Here is a 15,965-nt window from a genome sequence, read left to right as displayed (position 1 = left end):
GCGTGGAGCACGCCGATCTGGTCGGGCTCGGCTCGGCCGTGCTGCTCGCGGGCCTGCTGGCGCGCCTGGCCCGCCGCTTCGGACTGCCGTCCGTGCCCTGCTACATGCTGGTGGGCATCGCCTTCGGCCCCGGCACGCCGGGGCCCGTGCTGGTCGATCACCCCGGTGAGCTGTCGCTGCTCGCGGCGCTCGGTCTCGTGCTGCTGCTGTTCCACCTGGGGGTGGAGTTCCCGCTTGACCAGGTGGTGGGCGGCGGCCGGCGGCTGTTCGTGGCGGCGGCCTGCTACATCGGGCTGAACGTGACGTCCGGGCTGCTGCTCGGTCTCGCGCTGGGCTGGGGCGGCTCGGAGGCGCTCGTGCTCGCCGGCGCGCTGGGCATCTCGTCCTCGGCGATCGTCACGAAGCTGCTGATCGAGCTGCACCGGCTGACGAACGCGGAGACGCCGGTGATCCTGGGGATCATCGTGATCGAGGACCTGTTCCTCGCCTTCTACCTGGCGCTGCTCTCGCCGGTGCTCTCGGCGGCGGAGTCGCCCGCTGAGCTGGCGGAGGACGTGGCGGTGAGCTTCGGCTTCCTGGTCCTGCTGTTCGCGGTGGCCAGGTACGGGGCGCGGGCCGTGGCGGCCCTGATCGGCAGCCGGGAGGACGAGCTGCTCGCGGTGCTGACGGTCGGGCTGGTGGTGCTGGTGGCCGGGCTGTCCCAGGAGGTCGGCGTCTCGGATGCGATCGGGGCGCTGATGATCGGCCTGGTGGTGTCGCGGACGGAGATCAGGGAACGGGTCGAGCGGCTGGTGCTGCCGCTGCGGGACGTGTTCGCGGCCGTGTTCTTCGTCACGTTCGGCCTGACGATCGACATCGCGGACATGGGCGCGGTCGCGGTGCCGGTGGCCGTGGCGATCTGCGTGACCCTGCTGGCGAACGTCTCGGCGGGGATCGTGACGGCCCGGCTGTTCGGCTTCAACCAGCGGGCGGCGGCGAACATCGGACTCACGGTGCTCGGCCGGGGCGAGTTCTCGCTGATCCTGGCGACGCTGGCGGTGGGCGCGGGGCTCGACGAGCGGATCGGCCCGTTCATCGCCTTGTACGTACTGCTGCTGGCGGTGCTCAGCCCGCTGCTCGCGACGCACTCCCGGTACCTGGCGCGGATCATGCCGGACCGGGTGCTGCGGCCGGGGTGGCGGTATGTGCGGGAGGAGACGATCAGCACGTCCTGCACGCACCTGGACCAGATCCGGGTAACCAGAACCGACGTGGACGTCTGCGCGGCGTGCGAGGCGCTCGGCGACGACTGGGTGGAGCTGCGGCTGTGCGTCACCTGCGGGCACGTCGGCTGCTGCGACGACTCGCCCCACCGGCACGCGAGCACGCACGCGAGGGAGTCGGGGCACCCGATCATCCAGTCGCTCGAGCCGGGCGAGGACTGGCGCTGGTGCTTCCCCGACGAGACGCTGGTACGGGCGCCGCTGGGCGCACAGCGGTAAGGCTTAAAGCTTTCACCAATTCGTTACGTGTACTAAGCACCTTGTCGTATCGTCGCAAACGGAGAGCCACTACAGGGAGCCCGTTTGACCACGCAGAGCAAGCAACCGCCGACACCCGCCGAGGCCGTACCGCCGCGGACCGCGCCCGGGGAAGCGGCGCCGATGACGCACCCGGAGATCATGAGGGCCCTCTCCGGGCTCCTCCTCGGCATGTTCACCGCGATCCTCTCCTCGACGATCGTCACCAATGCCCTGCCGCAGATCATCGGGGACCTCGGCGGCGGACAGTCCGCCTACACCTGGGTCGTCACCGCGACCCTGCTGGCGATGACCGCCTCGATGCCGCTGTGGGGCAAGCTTGCCGACCTGTTCAGCAAGAAGCTGCTGATCCAGACGGCGCTGATCATCTACGTCGGCGGCTCCGTCGTCGCCGGACTCTCGCAGAGCCCGGCCATGCTGATCGCCGTCCGCGTCGTACAGGGGCTCGGAGTCGGCGGGCTCGTCGGCCTCTCGCAGGTCATCCTGGCCGCCATGATCTCGCCACGCGAACGCGGCCGGTACAGCGGCTACCTCGGCGCCACGTTCGCCGTGGCCACCGTCAGCGGCCCGCTCATCGGCGGCGTCATCACCGACACCCCGTGGCTCGGCTGGCGCTGGTGCTTCTACATAGGCGTCCCGTTCGCCATAGCCTCGCTGCTGGTCCTCCAGCGAACGCTGCGGCTGCCCGTCGTGCGGCGTGAGGTGCGGATCGACTGGGCGGGCGCGGCCCTGGTCAGCGCCGCGGTCTCGCTGCTGCTGATATGGGTGACGCTGGCCGGCGACCGCTACGCCTGGGCGTCCTGGCAGACGGCCGCGATGGTCGGCGGCTCGCTGCTGCTGGGCGCGCTGTTCCTGGTGGTCGAGACCAGGGCGAGCGACCCGATCATTCCGCTGCGCCTCTTCCGCGACAAGACCATCGCCCTCACCTCCGTCGCGTCCCTCTTCGTCGGCATCGCGATGTTCAGCGGCACGGTCTTCTTCAGCCAGTTCTTCCAGCTGGCGCGGAACCAGTCCGCCACCATGTCCGGCGTCATGACGATCCCCATGATCGCCGGGCTCTTCGTCTCCTCCACCGTCTCGGGGCAGTTCATCACGCGCACGGGGCGCTGGAAGTACTGGCTGGTCAGCGGTGGGGTGCTGGTCACGGCGGGCATGGGGCTGCTGAGCACCATGCGCTACGACACCCCGTACTGGCAGGTCGCCTCGTTCATGGCGCTGATGGGCCTCGGCATCGGCATGATGATGCAGAACCTGGTGCTCGCCACGCAGAACCAGGTGGAGCCGAAGGACCTGGGCGCCGCCAGTTCCGTGGTCGCCTTCTTCCGCTCCTTCGGCGGCGCCATCGGCGTCTCCGCGCTCGGCGCCCTGCTCGCCAGCCGCGTCGCCGGCTACACCGAGGACAGCCTGGCCCGGCTCGGCGGGCCCCAGGCCGAGGCCGCCTCGGGCGCCACGGGCAGCGGCGCCATCCCCGACCTGGACCGGCTGCCAGGACCGCTGCGCACCGCGGTCGAGAGTGCCTACGGGCACGGGGTCGCCGACATCTTCCTGTTCGCGGCGCCCTGCGCCCTGATCGCGCTGCTGCTCACCCTCTTCATCAAGGAGACGGCGCTGAAGACCACCACCGGCGGCGGCTCCGCCTGACGCCGCCGACCGGGCCGACCAGGCGCCGGGCCGACCAGGCGCCGGGCCGACCAGGCGCCGGGCCGACCAGGCCGGCCGTTCGGAAAGGCCCGGTCCCGGCGGCCGGGGGGCGCCGCCGGGACCGGAGTCGGAACGTCAGGCGCCCTCGGCCTTCAGCGCGGCGGCCACCTTGACGACGCGGGCGGCCTGCACCCGGGCCGCGGCGAGCGCGTCCTCGTCGACCGGGAGGCTGCCCTGGGCGTCGACGTGAGAGGTGCCGTACGGATTGCCGTCCACAAACTTGACGGGGTCCGTGTAGCCCGGGGCGACGAGGATGCCGCCGAAGTGGTGCACGGAGTTGTACAGCGCCAGCAGCGTGGACTCCTGCCCGCCGTGCCGCGTGGCCGTGGTGACGAAGCCGCTGTAGACCTTGTCGGCCAGCTTGCCCTGGCCCCACAGCCCGCCGAGCTGGTCGAGGAACTGCTTGAGCTGCGAGGAGACGTTGCCGAACCGGGTCGGCGTGCCGAAGATCACGGCGTCCGCCCACTCCACGTCCGCCGGCGTCGCCTCCGGGGTGCCGGCGCTCGCCGCCGCGTGCGCGGCCCACGCCTCGTTGCTCGCGATGGCCTCGGCCGGGGCCAGCTCGGTGACCTTCAGCAGCCGCACCTCGGCGCCGGCCTTCTCCGCGGTCTCGCCGATCTCCTTCGCGAGGGCGGCGCTTGAGCCGGTCGCCGAGTAGTAGATGACGGCGAGCTTGACGGGTGTGCTCATGGATGACCTTTCTCGGGGTCGGTCCGGTTCACCGTTGAACCTTAAACTGAAGCGCGCCCGCTCCTCCACCCGGACACCGAAAAGGCCGCCGAGCTGCGCTGCTGCGCTGCTCCGCGGCCGAGAACCGTTCCAAGGGCCGGGCCAGGGTCGCCCCGCCCGTCAGGCGAACAGGAAGTCCGCCTCTCCGCGCTTTGCTCCGCTGATGAATGTCTTGATCTCGTGCACCGTGTAGATCAGCGCCGGCCCCTCGGGGTCGGTGGACTGCCGCAGGGCCACCCGGCCGTCGGCCAGCTTCAGCGCTTCCACGCAGTTGCCGCCGTTCGGGCCGCTCCACGGCTTGCGCCAGCCCTCGTTCCCAAGCTCACCAGCGGGCATGCCGTTGTATATATGTCCCATCGGGTGAGTCGGTTGACGCTTGTCGTCAGTCATCCGGGTCAGAGCTCCTTGCGAATCGCACCGAGAATCGCCTCGGTGTCGTGAACCGGTGCGGCCTGCGCACCCAAGCGGTCCAGCACCTCGAGGTAGGCCACAGTGTCGGGCCGCTCGTCGAGGTAGACCGCGCCGGTCAAGCTCTCCGCGTAGATGATGTCGGGCAGTTCCGGGATCTCGAATCGGAACAGCTGGAACGGCCCGAACATGCCGGGATGCGGACCGGCACTGAACGGCATGATCTGCAACGTGACGTTCGGCAATGCCGTCGCCTCGATCAGCCGGTCGATCTGCCCGCGCATGACGGAGGGCTCTCCGACACGGCGGCGCAGCACCTGCTCCTCGACCACGGCCCACAGCAGCGGGGCCCGTGACCGGGAGAGCAAATCCTGACGCTCCATGCGCAGCGCGACCCGGCGCTCGACCTCCTTCTGAGGGGCGTTCGGGAAGCCGGTCCGCAGCAGGACGCGTGCGTAGTCCTCGGTCTGCAACAGGCCGGGGACACAGTGCGGTTCGTAGGCACGGATCAGACTGGCCTCGCCCTCCAGGCTCACGTAGAGGCTGAACCAGTCGGGCAGGACGTCGCGGAAGCGGTGCCACCAGCCCGGCTGGTTCGCCTCCTCCACCAACCGCAGGAACGATTCGCCCTCGGCGGGCGGAACGTCGTAGCGCTCCAGCAGTGCCTTGACGTAGAGCGGCTTGAGGCCGACCTCCGCCTTCTCCATGCGCCGTACGGTGGTGGTGTTGACGCTGAGCGCCGCGGCGGCGTCGGCGAACGAGCAACCGGCCCGCTCCCGCAGATCTCTCAGGCGCAGCCCGAGGACGATCTGTCCCACGGTCGGCCCCGACCGTGCCTCTGCCACGTCGCCTCCTACAGCGCCGACTTCGTCTCCACCATGTACGGAAGAAGGTACGGAAGAAGTTTGCCACACCGGGTAGTGGCATCGACAGACATCCCTTCGCTTTCTGCAAATCGCAGAACTCCGCTTGCGCAATGCGCACATGGATGCGCATAGTTAACAGGTGACCCGGCTCACGATGGCTTCGGTACCACGGAAGGCGACCAGGACCGTGTCCCCACTTCACGGCACGACGCCGCTCCCCCGCCCCCGGCCGCTCCCCGCTCCGGTCGGCGCGCACGCGGGCCGGCGCGGCGAGCGTTTCGAACTGCCCGCACTGGCGGCCTCCGTGGCCGCCGCCCGCAGCCGGGTCGCCCTGCGGGCCGGCCACTGGGGGCTGCCGGAAACGGTCTGCGACACGGCGCAGCTGGTCGTCTCCGAGCTGTTCACCAACGCCATTCTGCACACGGACAGTGACGTTGTGCATTGTCGGCTTGAGGCCACCGGCCTGTTGCGGCTGCGCATCGAGGTCGCGGACGAGGGCCCGGGCCTCGACAAGCGCACCCCCGACGCCGCGAGTGCGGACGCGGAGCACGGCCGCGGCCTGCTGCTCCTCGACGCGCTTGCCGCCCGCTGGGGCGTCATCGGGCCGGACCGCGCCACGGGCTGCACGGTGTGGGCCGAGATACGCCCCTGACGATCGCGGCCACGACCACGATCGCGGCCACGATCACGGCCACGGGCCGGACTTCCGGCCCCTTCTGCCGCTTTTGCCGCTTCCGCCCGCGTACCGCGCCATTCCTGGTGCCGGGCACGCATTGCTAGGCTTCCTCGCGTCCTGCCGCCGCCCCGCGCGACGCCCCGAGGGAGTTCCGTGGCCGTCATACCGCCACCCCCGCCCCACCCGCCCCACGTTCCCGGGTCCGGGCCAGGGCCCCGCCCGCCCCGCATACCGCGCTTCGTGCTGCTCGGCGGCGGCCTTGCCGTCGGCATCGGCGGCCTCTTCCTCGTCGGCTCGCTCGCGCTCGGCGGCGAGATAGCCCCCGGCACCACCGTCCGCGGCGTCGACATCGGCGGGCTCTCGCCGGACGACGCGCGCGAACGGCTGACGACGGAGCTGGCCGCGCCCGCCGCCGCGCCCGTCGAGGTGCTGATCGGCGAGGACGACGAGCCCCACGAGCTGAACCCGGCGGTGGCGGGTCTCACGTTCGACCCCGCGGCGACGGTGGACCGCGCGAGTCGGCCGGGCCTGCTCGGCCGACTCTTCGGCACCGAGGGCGGGGAGATCGACCCGGTGGTGCGGCAGGACGAGGAGGCGGGGCGTGCCGCGCTGACCGCGCTGGCCGAGGACTCCGACACCACCGTCTCGGAGGGCGCGGTCGCCTTCGAGGACGGCGCGGTCCGCGTCACGCGGGCACGGGCCGGGTCCTCACTGGACGTGGCGGAGTCGCTCGGCCTGCTGCGGGAGGGTTTCCTGCCGTCCGGCGATGATCCGGACGCCGCCGGTCCGCTGCGGCTTCCGGTGACGGCGGCCCAGCCGGTCACGGACGCGGACGAGGTGGCGCGCGCCGTCGAGGAGTTCGCCGAGCCGGCCATGTCAGGACCTGTCGTGCTGGACGCGGGCGGCGCCAGGATCGAGCTGCCGCCTGAGGTCATCGGCGACCACCTGACCATGAACGCGGACGGCGCCGGCCGCCTCTCCCCCGCGCTGGACGGCGAGGCACTCGCGGACGACGAGCGGCTGGCCGAGCCGTTCGCCCGCGCGGCCGTCGCCCCCACCGACGCGACGCTGCGGCTGACCGGCGGCGAGGTGGTGGCCGAGGGCGGCGCCCCCGGCACCCGGGTCGTGACGGACGGCCTCGGCGACACGGTGCTCCCGCTGCTTCCGGGCCGCGGCGAGGCCGCGCGCACGGGCACGCTGCCGACCGAGCGGGTCGAGCCGGAGCTGAACGCGGACAACTACCGCGAACTCGGCATCGTGGAGGAGATGTCGTCCTTCACCGTCGGCTTCGAGCCGGCGGCTTACCGGACGACGAACATCGGCCGGGCCGCCGAGCTGATCAACGGCTCGCTGGTGCCGGCCGGCGACACCTGGAGCTTCAACGACACGGTCGGCGAACGCACCGAGGAGAACGGCTTCGTCGAGGGCGTCATCATCCTCGACGACCAGTACGAACGCGCGCAGGGCGGCGGCGTCTCGGCGGTGGCCACCACCATGTTCAACGCGGTGTTCTTCGCCGGGGTGGACCCCGTGGAGTACGGCGCGCACTCCTTCTACATCGAGCGCTACCCCGAGGGGCGGGAGGCCACGGTCGCCTGGGGCAGCCTCGACCTGCGCTTCCTGAACGACTCGGGCCACGCGATCTACATCCTGGCGAGCGCCACGGACACCTCGGTGACCATCACCTTCCTCGGCACCAAGCGGTACGACGAGGTCCTGGCGGAGGCCGGGCCGCGGGAGAACGTCACGCAGCCGGAACGCCGGGAGGACGAGGGCGAGGACTGCGTTCCGCAGCCGCCGCTCGAAGGCTTCGACGTGGCGGTGGACCGGGTGTTCGTCGAGGGCGGGCAGGAAGCCGGGCGGGAGACGTTCCGCACCACCTACGTGCCGCGCGACGAGGTCACCTGCCCCACGGCGGACTGACGTCCCCTGGCCGGTCCGCGGCTGCCGCGGGCCGGCCAGGGGGCGGGCTCACACCCTCAGTGCCCGCCGCACGGCGGCCTCCGCCTGCGCGTCGCCGCTGCCGGCGGAGGTGACGCAGCCGGCCTGGAGCACGTAGTGCCGCTCCGCGGCCCGCAGGGCGAAGCCGACGTGCTGCTCCACCAGCAGCACCGACAGGCCGCCGCGCCCGCTCAGCTCCAGAACGGTCCGCTGGATGTCGGCGACGACCGAGGGCTGGATGCCCTCGGTGGGCTCGTCGAGCAGCAGCAGTCCCGGGCGGGTGATCAGGGCGCGGGCGATGGCGAGTTGCTGCCGCTGGCCGCCGGACAGCAGCCCGGCCCTGCGCCCGCCCGCGGCCCGCAGCGCGGGGAACAGGTCGAGGGCCTCGTCGAGCGCCGCCCGGCCGTCCTTAAGGCCGTCGGCGACGAGGCGCAGGTTCTCCATGGCGGCCCAGAGGTGGACGGAGGTGTAGGCGGCCTCCATGGGGTCGGACGTCGGCCGGTCCTCGCCGTACTCGGCCTGGTAGGCGGCGACGAAGCGCTCGTTGGCCGCGCTCCGGGTGGTCTGGTAGTAGTTCCAGGAGGTCAGCTGGCCCGCGAGGGTCTGTGCGCCGATGCCGCGGACCTCTTCCTCGGCGATGGACACGGACAGCACGGGCATGCTCTCCGCGGTGAGGCCGAGCGCCTGGTACTCGCGGAAGAACGAGACGTTGCTGTCGCCGTTGAGGGTGTTGAACACCGCGTCGGCGCCCGCCGCCCGCACCTTGTTGGCGATCGTGGCGAACTCGGTGGAGCCGAGCGGCGCGTAGTCCTCGCCGGCGATCTCGATGCCGTGCTCCTCGGCGTACGCCTTGATGATGCGGTTGGCCGTGCGCGGGAAGACGTAGTCGCTGCCGACGAGGTAGAGCGAATCGACGCCTTCCTCCTCGCGGAGGTAGTCCAGGGCGGGGACGATCTGCTGGTTGGGGGTGGCACCGGTGTAGAAGATGCTGGGCGACTGTTCGAGCCCCTCGTACTGCACGGGATAGAACAGCAGCGAGCCGTTGCGTTCGAAGACGGGCAGTACGGCCTTGCGGCTGGCCGAGGTCCAGCCGCCGAACACGGCGGCGACCCGGTCCTGCCGGATCAGTTTCTCCGCCTTCTCCGCGAACGTGGGCCAGTCCGAGGCGCCGTCCTCGCTGATGGGCTCGATCTGCCTGCCGAGCACGCCGCCGGCCGCGTTGATCTCGTCGATGGCGAGCAGCAGCGCGTCGCGGACGGTGACCTCGCTGATGGCCATGGTGCCGGAGAGGGAGTTGAGCAGGCCGACCTTGATGGTGTCGCCCGACGTGTCGACTTCCGCGACGCTGCCGGCGGGCATGTCCTCTCCCGTTCTGGCCCCGCGGGCCGTCATCACCACGGCGGTCAGCAGGGCCAGTACGGTCGTGAGCAGGCGGGGTCCCCGGGCTTTGGGCATGTCCGTCCCCCTTGTTCCCTCGCGGGACGGGAATGCGGGGGTGGGGAGCCGGGCCGCGCCGCCCGGCATGGGCACGCCACAGCTTCAAAGGGGGCTGTTTCCCCGGGATTTCCTCGCCATTAATACTTCCGTTCGGAAGTATCACGGCCGTTCTGGCGGCCCGCTCCAGCCGTCGAGGTCCGCCGTCACCGCGAAATCGAGCCCGTCCGCCTCGGCGAGGTAGATCCGCTGGCGCGCGTGACGCCCGTTCAGGCGCAGCAGCCCGCGGGCCCCTTCCCACGCGACGTCGCCGACCGCGCCCTCGATCGCCGGCACGGCCCAGGAGCCCGCCCTGGTGATCAGCGCGGCCAGCAGCAGCACGCCCTCGTAGCAGGACTCCCCCAGCGCGCTCGGGGCGGGCGCATCGGGGCCGAACCTGGCCGCGTAACGGCCGTGGAAGTCGAGGGTGTCGGCGGTGGCGAGGGCGCCGAAGAACCCGGCCGTGGCACTGAGTCCGCGGGTCGCGTCGGCGCCACTGGCCAGCAGCATGTTCTCGTCCATCAGCGTGCTCAGGCGCAGGCACTGCCGGTCGAGCCCGGCGGCGGCGAACGCCCGGTTGAAGCGGACGGCGTCGCTGCCCACGAGCAGCATCAGCACCGCCTCCGCGGCCTGCCGTTCGATGCGGGCCAGCGCCGCGGCGAAATCGTCGGTGCCCAGCGGCAGATAGCTCTCGCCGCAGATCCGCCCGCCGCTCTCGCGCGCATAGGCGTGCGCGGCGCGGGCGGTGCGGCGCGGCCAGATGTAGTCGTTGCCGACGACGTACCAGCGGCGGACCCGCCGCTCCGCCGCCAGCAGCCGCATCGCCGGGCGGAGCTGGCCGTCCGGCGTCTCGCTGGTGAGGTAGACGCCCTCGGAGTCCTCCCCGCCCTCGTAGAGCGCCGTATACACGTAGGGCACGTGCCGGGCGATGCGTGGGGCGACCGCCTGCCGGACCGAGGAGATGTGCCAGCCGGTGACGCCGTGCACGATGCCGGCCGCGACCAGGTGCTCCACCTCGGCCGCCACCTGCCGCGGCGGCGCCCCGCCGTCCACGGTCACCAGCCGCAGCTCGCGCCCGAGCACGCCGCCGGCCGCGTTCACCTCGTCGGCGGCCAGCCGCGCACACAGCTCGCAGGCCGGCCCGAAGATCCCGGCCGGCCCCTGCCGGGGTACGACCAGGGCGACGCCGAGCACCTCGGGGTCGGGGCTCAGCGGCGCGGGTCGGTCCGTGCGCGTCACCGGCCCATGATGGCGGCTTGCGGGGGCGCACGCACTCCTGGACCGCACCACGAGACGCGCGGGCCGCGCCCCGCGCACCGGCCGTACGATGGCCCCATGCCCGTTGATCTCGTGGACCTGCTGACCCGGGCCGAGCGGCTGGCCGTTCGGCGGCTGCGGGGGGTGCTGGACGAGGCGGGGTGCTCCGTCGAGGCGTGGCGGGTGATGTCGCTGCTCGCCGACGGCGAGGGGCACGGGATGACGGCGATAGCCGACTGCGTGCTGCTTCCGCCGCCCACCCTGACCCGGCTCGTCGACCAGCTGGTCGACGACGGCATGGTGCACCGGCGCGTCGACCCGCTCGACCGCCGCCGCATCCTCGCCCACCTGACGCCGCGCGGCGCGGAGCGGTGGCGGCACCTGGACGAACGGGTGCGCGGCACCTGGGAGTTGCTGCCGGGCAGCGGTGACGACGAGCTGCTCGCGGTGCTGCTGCGCCGGCTCGCGGCGGGCCTGGAGGAGCCCGCGGCTCCCACCCCGGTGGACTTCACCGCTTGAACGCACCGCTTCCCTTTTCATAGGGTGCCGGGTGTTTTGCCCTCCGGAGCGGCTACGGTATGAATCTGCTCACTCACGCTGGGCTTTTTCGTCGCTGAGTGGTGAGTTTTTTTCGCATGCATCACGGAAATCGGGGTAGCCGCCCGCGCAGCACAGGGCGGCCCCCAGCGGGCCGCCCATCCGCTACATGTTGAAGGGAAGGATTGATACGCGTGCCAGGCGACAAGGGAGGCCCGACCACGGCGGGCGGCAGCAGACGGACGTTCTTCGGCGGACCGCAGACGGACCCGGTGGTGTTCGGGGTCGCGGCAGTGGTGACGCTGGCGTTCGTCGTCTGGGGCGCCGCGTCGTCGCAGTCACTCGCGGACGCCTCCGGCGACATACTGGAGAGCGTCATTCACCACGCGGGCTGGGGCTTCGTGCTCGTCGCCTCCGGATTCGTCGTCTTCGCCCTGTGGCTCGCGGTCAGCAGGTACGGCCGGATCACGCTGGGCAAAGAGGGCGAGAAGCCGGAGTTCAGGACGGTCTCCTGGATCGCCATGATGTTCAGCGCCGGCATGGGCATCGGCCTGATGTTCTTCGGCGTGAACGAGCCGCTGACCCACTTCGTCAGCCCGCCGCCGGGGACGTCCCCGGCCAACGAGGGCGACTCCATGGCCACGGCCATGGCGACCTCCCTCTTCCACTGGACGCTGCACCCCTGGGCGATCTACGCGGTGGTGGGCATGGCCATCGCCTACAGCACCTTCCGGCGCAAGCGCCGGCAGACGATCAGCGCGGTGTTCACGCCGCTCATCGGTGAGCGGCACGCCAACGGCGGAGTCGGCCGCGCCATCGACATCCTGGCGATCATCGCGACCCTCTTCGGCTCCGCCGCGTCCCTGGGACTCGGCGCGCTCCAGATCGGCAGCGGCATAGAGCATCTGGACTGGATGTCCGACGTCGGCAACGGGATGCTCGTTCTGATCATCGCCGCGCTGACCATGGCCTTCGTGCTGTCGGCCGTCTCCGGTATCGCCAAGGGCATCCAGTGGCTGTCCAACATCAACATGGTGCTGGCCGCGCTGCTCGCCCTGTTCCTCCTCCTCGTCGGCCCCACCGTGCTGATCCTGGACCTGATCCCGACCTCGGTCGGCACCTTCTTCTCCGACCTGCCCGACATGGCCGCGCGCACCGAGGCCAGCGGCGGCGAGGGCATCGCGGGCTGGCTGTCCAGCTGGACGGTCTTCTACTGGGCGTGGTGGATCTCCTGGACGCCGTTCGTCGGCATGTTCATCGCCCGCATCAGCCGGGGCAGGACCATCCGGCAGTTCGTCGGCGGCGTGATCCTCGTGCCCAGCGCGGTCAGCCTGGTCTGGTTCGCCATCTTCGGCGGCACCGGCATGCGGGAGGAACAGAACGGCGCGAACATCTCCGCCGAGGCGACGCCCGAGGCGCAGCTGTTCACGACGCTCAGCGAGTTCCCGATCGCGAGCATCACCGCGATTCTGGTGATGATCCTCGTCGGCATCTTCTTCGTCTCCGGCGCCGACGCCGCCTCCATCGTCATGGGCACGCTGTCCCAGCGCGGTGCCCTGGAGCCGAGCCGCGTCCTCGTCATCTTCTGGGGCGTGCTCACCGGTGCCGTCGCCGCCATCATGCTGCTGATCAGCGAGGAGGGGAGCACGGCACTCGACGGCCTGCAAAACCTGACGATCCTGGCCGCCGTGCCGTTCACCCTGGTGATGATCGGGCTCTGCGCCGCGCTGATGCGCGACCTGCGCCGCGACCCGCTCATCCTGCGCGGCGAGCGCGGCGAGGAGGCCGTGGAGATGGCCGTCATCGCCGGGCACGAGCAGTACAACGGCGACTTCGAGCTGCGCATCGGCCCCGGCTCCAACGGGACCGAGGACGGAGTCGACATAAAGGTCGGGCCGGGCAGGCCGCCCGAATCGACCGGGAAGTAGCTCAGGCGGGGCGGGTCGCGCGCACCGAGAACATCAGCGGAACGCGCGGCTCGCCCGCCGGGTACCGGTACTCGCGGGCGCCTGCCCGCTGAAGGACCGGGAAGCGCGGCCACATCGTGTGGTCGTGCTCGTGCAGGAAGTCGATCCGCAGGCCCGCCCCGGCCAGCGCGGTCACGATGTCACCGAGCGGGTGGTGCCACTGCACCTGCACCGTCCGCGACAGCGGCGGACCGTCGGTGTAGGTGTGCTCGAAGTCGAACGTCTCGCCCGCCCGGTCGAAGTAGTCCCGCTCGACGGCCTTGCCGTCCTCGCCGAGCAGCTCCGTGAACGGGTGGAACTCCACCAGGTACAGCACGCCGCCCTCGGCGAGGAGCGAGGCGACGACCCGGGCCCAGCGCGGCAGGTCGGGCAGCCACACCAGAGCGCCGATGCCGGTGTAGACGACATCGAACCGCTCTCCGCCCAGCGCCGCCTCCGCCTCGTACACGTCGGACACGACGAACCTGGCGCGGTCGGCGAGGCCGGTGTCGGCCGCCAGGGCCGAGGCGGTGCGCACCGCCTCGGCCGAGAAGTCGAGGCCGGTGACGCGGGCCCCGCGGCGCGCCCAGGAGAGCGTGTCCTGGCCCATGTGGCACTGGAGGTGCAGCAGGCTTCGCCCGGCCACCTCGCCCAACTCGTCAGGCTCGAACGGCCGCAAGTGGTCCTCGCCGGCCCGGAAGGCCGGCAGGTCGTAGAACTCGCTCGCGGCGTGCACCGCCACCCGGTCGTCCCAGTTCTCGCGGTTGTGGCGCAGCCAGTCCTCGATCATGGGGCGACCGTACGAACGGCGGGTACGCGCCGCAAGCGGATTTCCGCCCGCGTCAGGCGGAATGGCCGCCGTCGATGACGAGTTCGGCGCCCGTCACGTACGCCGCCTCGTCGCTCGCCAGGTAGGCGACCATGGCCGCCACCTCCTCGGCGCCGCCGAACCTGCCGAGGGCGGTCGCCGCCCGCTGCGGCTCGGCGAACGGGCCGTCCGCCGGGTTCATGTCGGTGTCGACCGGCCCCGGGCTCACGACGTTGACCGTGATGCCGCGGTCGCCGACCTCGCGCGCCAGCACCTTGGTCAGCCCGGTCAGCGCGGCCTTGCTCATGCCGTACAGCGTGCCGCCGGGGCCGCCCGCGTACCGGGTCAGCGCGCTGCCGACGGACACGATCCGGCCGCCGCGCGCCAGGCGCGCCGCCGCGGCCCGGGAGGCCAGGAAGACGGCCCGCACGTTGACCGCGAGCACCCGGTCCAGGTCGGCCGTCGTCAGGTCGCCGACCGGGGCGAGCACGCCGAGGCCCGCGTTGTTGACCAGCACGTCGAGCCGCCCGAACGCGTCCGCGGCCCGCCCGACGGCGCCGGTGACGGCCGCCGCGTCGGCGACGTCGGCGCGCAGCGCCACACCGCGGACCCCGGCCGCCTCGATCTTCGCCACCACCTCGTGGGCGGCCTCCTCGTTCCTGACGTAGGTGATGGCGACGTCGGCGCCCTCGCGCGCCAGCCGCAGGGCGACGGCGGCGCCGATCCCTCTGCTGCCGCCGGTGACCAGCGCCGCCTTGCCGCCGAGTCCGCTCTGCACGGTCATGTCGGTTGCTCCTCCTGCTCGGTGGTGCGAACGCCCTCAGTGAAGGCGAGCGGCACCTGGCCGCGCTGGCGGGAAACGGACGGCGCACTGCCCCCGCGCGCTTGTCAGGCGCCGGGGTGCGGGGCGTACGGGCGGGCGTACGCCCGGCGGCGGCGCGCCCGTTGAACGAGGAGCAGCGCGAGCACGGCGGCCAGGGCCGTGCCGCCGGTGGTCACGATCCAGGCCGGGACGCCGCCCCAGGTGAGCAGCCGGTCCTCGTAGATCACGGGCCGGTACTCGGTGTCCTCGGCCGTGCGGCGCAGCACGTGGTCGCCGTCGATCAGCTCGGGCCGCGGGAACTCCTGGTCAAGCACGGTCAGGAACGCCGGGCCCGCCGCGAGGTCGCGCAGCGGGCCCGCCGGCTGTTCGGCCACGGTCAGCGGCGCGGCGAAGGCGATGGCGGGCTCCTCGCCGCCGATGGTGTCCTGCGGCTCCATCCGGCCCTCGGCCAGGACGTACAGCCGCAGGGACTGTTCCGTCGTCGCCGCGCGGGAGAGCCGCATCGGGTAGACGAGTTCGTCGGAGGCGAACGTGAGGCTGATGGGGTCCAGGGTGCCGCCGAGCACGGCGGGCGTCTCCCCGCCCGCCTCCTCGGGGGCCAGCCGGATGGCGACGTACTCCCACTGCTGCTCGACGTACGGGGCCAGTTCGTCCGCGAGCCGGTCCGGCAGGTCGAAGCCGTTCTCACCGAGCCAGGCGTCCAGCGCCGCCGGGTCGGTCGCGGCCAGGCGTGCGACGTCGAACGGGCCGAGCCGGTCGCGGCCGATGACGTCCACGCCCGCGCCGCGGTCCTGCGGCGCGCCGCCCCCGGCGCCGTTCCGCATGTCGTCCGAGCCGAGCGGCCAGTCGCCCTCGCGCGGCCAGAAGTAGTGGCGGGTCTCGCGCACCGGCCGGATAGCGGCGCGCAGGTCGTCGAACAGTTCCCGGTCGCCGAGTTCGACCTCGGCGCGGCTCGGCACCGGCATGATCCACGCCGCCTCGCTCGCCTCGCCGCCCACCGTCAGGCTCATCACGATCCGCTGCGTCGTGCCGTCCCAGCTCACCGCCGATGTCTCCTGTTCGACGGTGACCGGCGTGTCCGGGTCGGTCACCATGCCGCCGCAGCCGCACGCGTACGCGGGCCAGGCGACCGCCGCCAACTGGGCCAGGAGCAGGAGCAGAACGGTCGTGGCCGCATTTCTTCCAGTGCTCATCATCTGCATGGACGGGCTCGCGGTACACACCGGTTCCTTTCGGACAGGCACGTTTGGCGCCTGTTTCCCAAGGAACCCGGCACGAGC

14 protein-coding genes are annotated in these 15,965 nt (G+C 71.9%); 6 read left to right on the top strand and 8 right to left on the bottom strand.

Annotated features, from left to right (window positions below):
• Positions 1–2 precede the first annotated feature (2 nt).
• Together RM779_RS24730 and RM779_RS24725 are read left to right on the top strand one after the other, a co-directional pair.
• On the top strand, positions 3–1,481 hold the full coding sequence (locus RM779_RS24730) for a cation:proton antiporter domain-containing protein (protein ID WP_311619954.1): 1,479 nt from the start codon (positions 3–5) through the stop codon (positions 1,479–1,481).
• Between the two features lie 162 nt (positions 1,482–1,643).
• Positions 1,644–3,161, top strand: coding sequence for an MDR family MFS transporter (locus tag RM779_RS24725; protein WP_311620029.1), 1,518 nt, complete (start codon positions 1,644–1,646; stop codon positions 3,159–3,161).
• Positions 3,162–3,296: 135 nt separating this feature from the next.
• On the opposite strand, the gene wrbA is transcribed toward RM779_RS24725, so the two are convergent.
• The 3 genes from wrbA to RM779_RS24710 all read right to left on the bottom strand — a co-directional run bounded on the left by wrbA (position 3,297) and on the right by RM779_RS24710 (position 5,203).
• Positions 3,297–3,911, bottom strand: coding sequence for an NAD(P)H:quinone oxidoreductase (gene wrbA, locus RM779_RS24720; protein WP_311619953.1), 615 nt, complete (start codon positions 3,909–3,911; stop codon positions 3,297–3,299).
• Positions 3,912–4,070: 159 nt separating this feature from the next.
• Positions 4,071–4,307: a DUF397 domain-containing protein gene (locus RM779_RS24715; RefSeq protein ID WP_077062325.1), complete on the bottom strand. Its 237-nt coding sequence runs from the start codon at positions 4,305–4,307 to the stop codon at positions 4,071–4,073.
• A 38-nt stretch (positions 4,308–4,345) separates the two neighbouring features.
• Positions 4,346–5,203, bottom strand: coding sequence for a helix-turn-helix domain-containing protein (locus RM779_RS24710; RefSeq protein WP_311619952.1), 858 nt, complete (start codon positions 5,201–5,203; stop codon positions 4,346–4,348).
• Between the two features lie 208 nt (positions 5,204–5,411).
• Here RM779_RS24710 and RM779_RS24705 point away from each other — a divergent pair, with 208 nt between their 5' ends.
• Together RM779_RS24705 and RM779_RS24700 are read left to right on the top strand one after the other, a co-directional pair.
• The gene (locus RM779_RS24705; RefSeq protein WP_311619951.1) at positions 5,412–5,876 is read left to right on the top strand and encodes an ATP-binding protein; all 465 of its coding nucleotides are present in this window, start codon (positions 5,412–5,414) and stop codon (positions 5,874–5,876) included.
• Positions 5,877–6,053: 177 nt separating this feature from the next.
• On the top strand, positions 6,054–7,823 hold the full coding sequence (locus RM779_RS24700; protein ID WP_311619950.1) for a VanW family protein: 1,770 nt from the start codon (positions 6,054–6,056) through the stop codon (positions 7,821–7,823).
• A gap of 48 nt (positions 7,824–7,871) precedes the next feature.
• On the opposite strand, the gene RM779_RS24695 is transcribed toward RM779_RS24700, so the two are convergent.
• Entirely contained in the window at positions 7,872–9,296 is a 1,425-nt protein-coding gene (locus RM779_RS24695) for a transporter substrate-binding protein (protein ID WP_394813383.1), read from the bottom strand.
• Positions 9,297–9,437: 141 nt separating this feature from the next.
• On the bottom strand, positions 9,438–10,553 hold the full coding sequence (locus RM779_RS24690; RefSeq protein ID WP_311619949.1) for a substrate-binding domain-containing protein: 1,116 nt from the start codon (positions 10,551–10,553) through the stop codon (positions 9,438–9,440).
• A 96-nt stretch (positions 10,554–10,649) separates the two neighbouring features.
• On the opposite strand from RM779_RS24690, the gene RM779_RS24685 reads away from it, so the two are divergent.
• Positions 10,650–11,090 carry a MarR family winged helix-turn-helix transcriptional regulator gene (locus RM779_RS24685; protein ID WP_311619948.1) on the top strand — a complete coding sequence of 147 codons (441 nt, stop codon included), beginning with the start codon at positions 10,650–10,652 and terminating at the stop codon, positions 11,088–11,090.
• 290 nt (positions 11,091–11,380) lie between these two features.
• On the top strand, positions 11,381–13,036 hold the full coding sequence (locus tag RM779_RS24680) for a BCCT family transporter (protein WP_311620027.1): 1,656 nt from the start codon (positions 11,381–11,383) through the stop codon (positions 13,034–13,036).
• Position 13,037: 1 nt separating this feature from the next.
• Here the strand turns inward: RM779_RS24680 and RM779_RS24675 are convergent, their stop codons facing one another.
• From RM779_RS24675 to RM779_RS24665, 3 genes are all read right to left on the bottom strand, one after another.
• Positions 13,038–13,844, bottom strand: a complete 807-nt coding sequence (locus tag RM779_RS24675; RefSeq protein WP_311619947.1) for a class I SAM-dependent methyltransferase — start codon at positions 13,842–13,844, stop codon at positions 13,038–13,040.
• Positions 13,845–13,896: 52 nt separating this feature from the next.
• Complete coding sequence (locus tag RM779_RS24670) at positions 13,897–14,646, bottom strand: SDR family oxidoreductase (RefSeq protein ID WP_311619946.1); 750 nt, start codon at positions 14,644–14,646, stop codon at positions 13,897–13,899.
• 104 nt (positions 14,647–14,750) lie between these two features.
• Complete coding sequence (locus tag RM779_RS24665; protein ID WP_311619945.1) at positions 14,751–15,878, bottom strand: DUF2330 domain-containing protein; 1,128 nt, start codon at positions 15,876–15,878, stop codon at positions 14,751–14,753.
• Between the last annotated feature and the right edge of the window lie 87 nt (positions 15,879–15,965).

The sequence above is a fragment of the Streptomyces johnsoniae genome (assembly GCF_031845565.1).
Taxonomy (GTDB): domain Bacteria; phylum Actinomycetota; class Actinomycetes; order Streptomycetales; family Streptomycetaceae; genus Streptomyces; species Streptomyces johnsoniae.
This window is presented reverse-complemented; position numbering and strand designations above follow the sequence as displayed.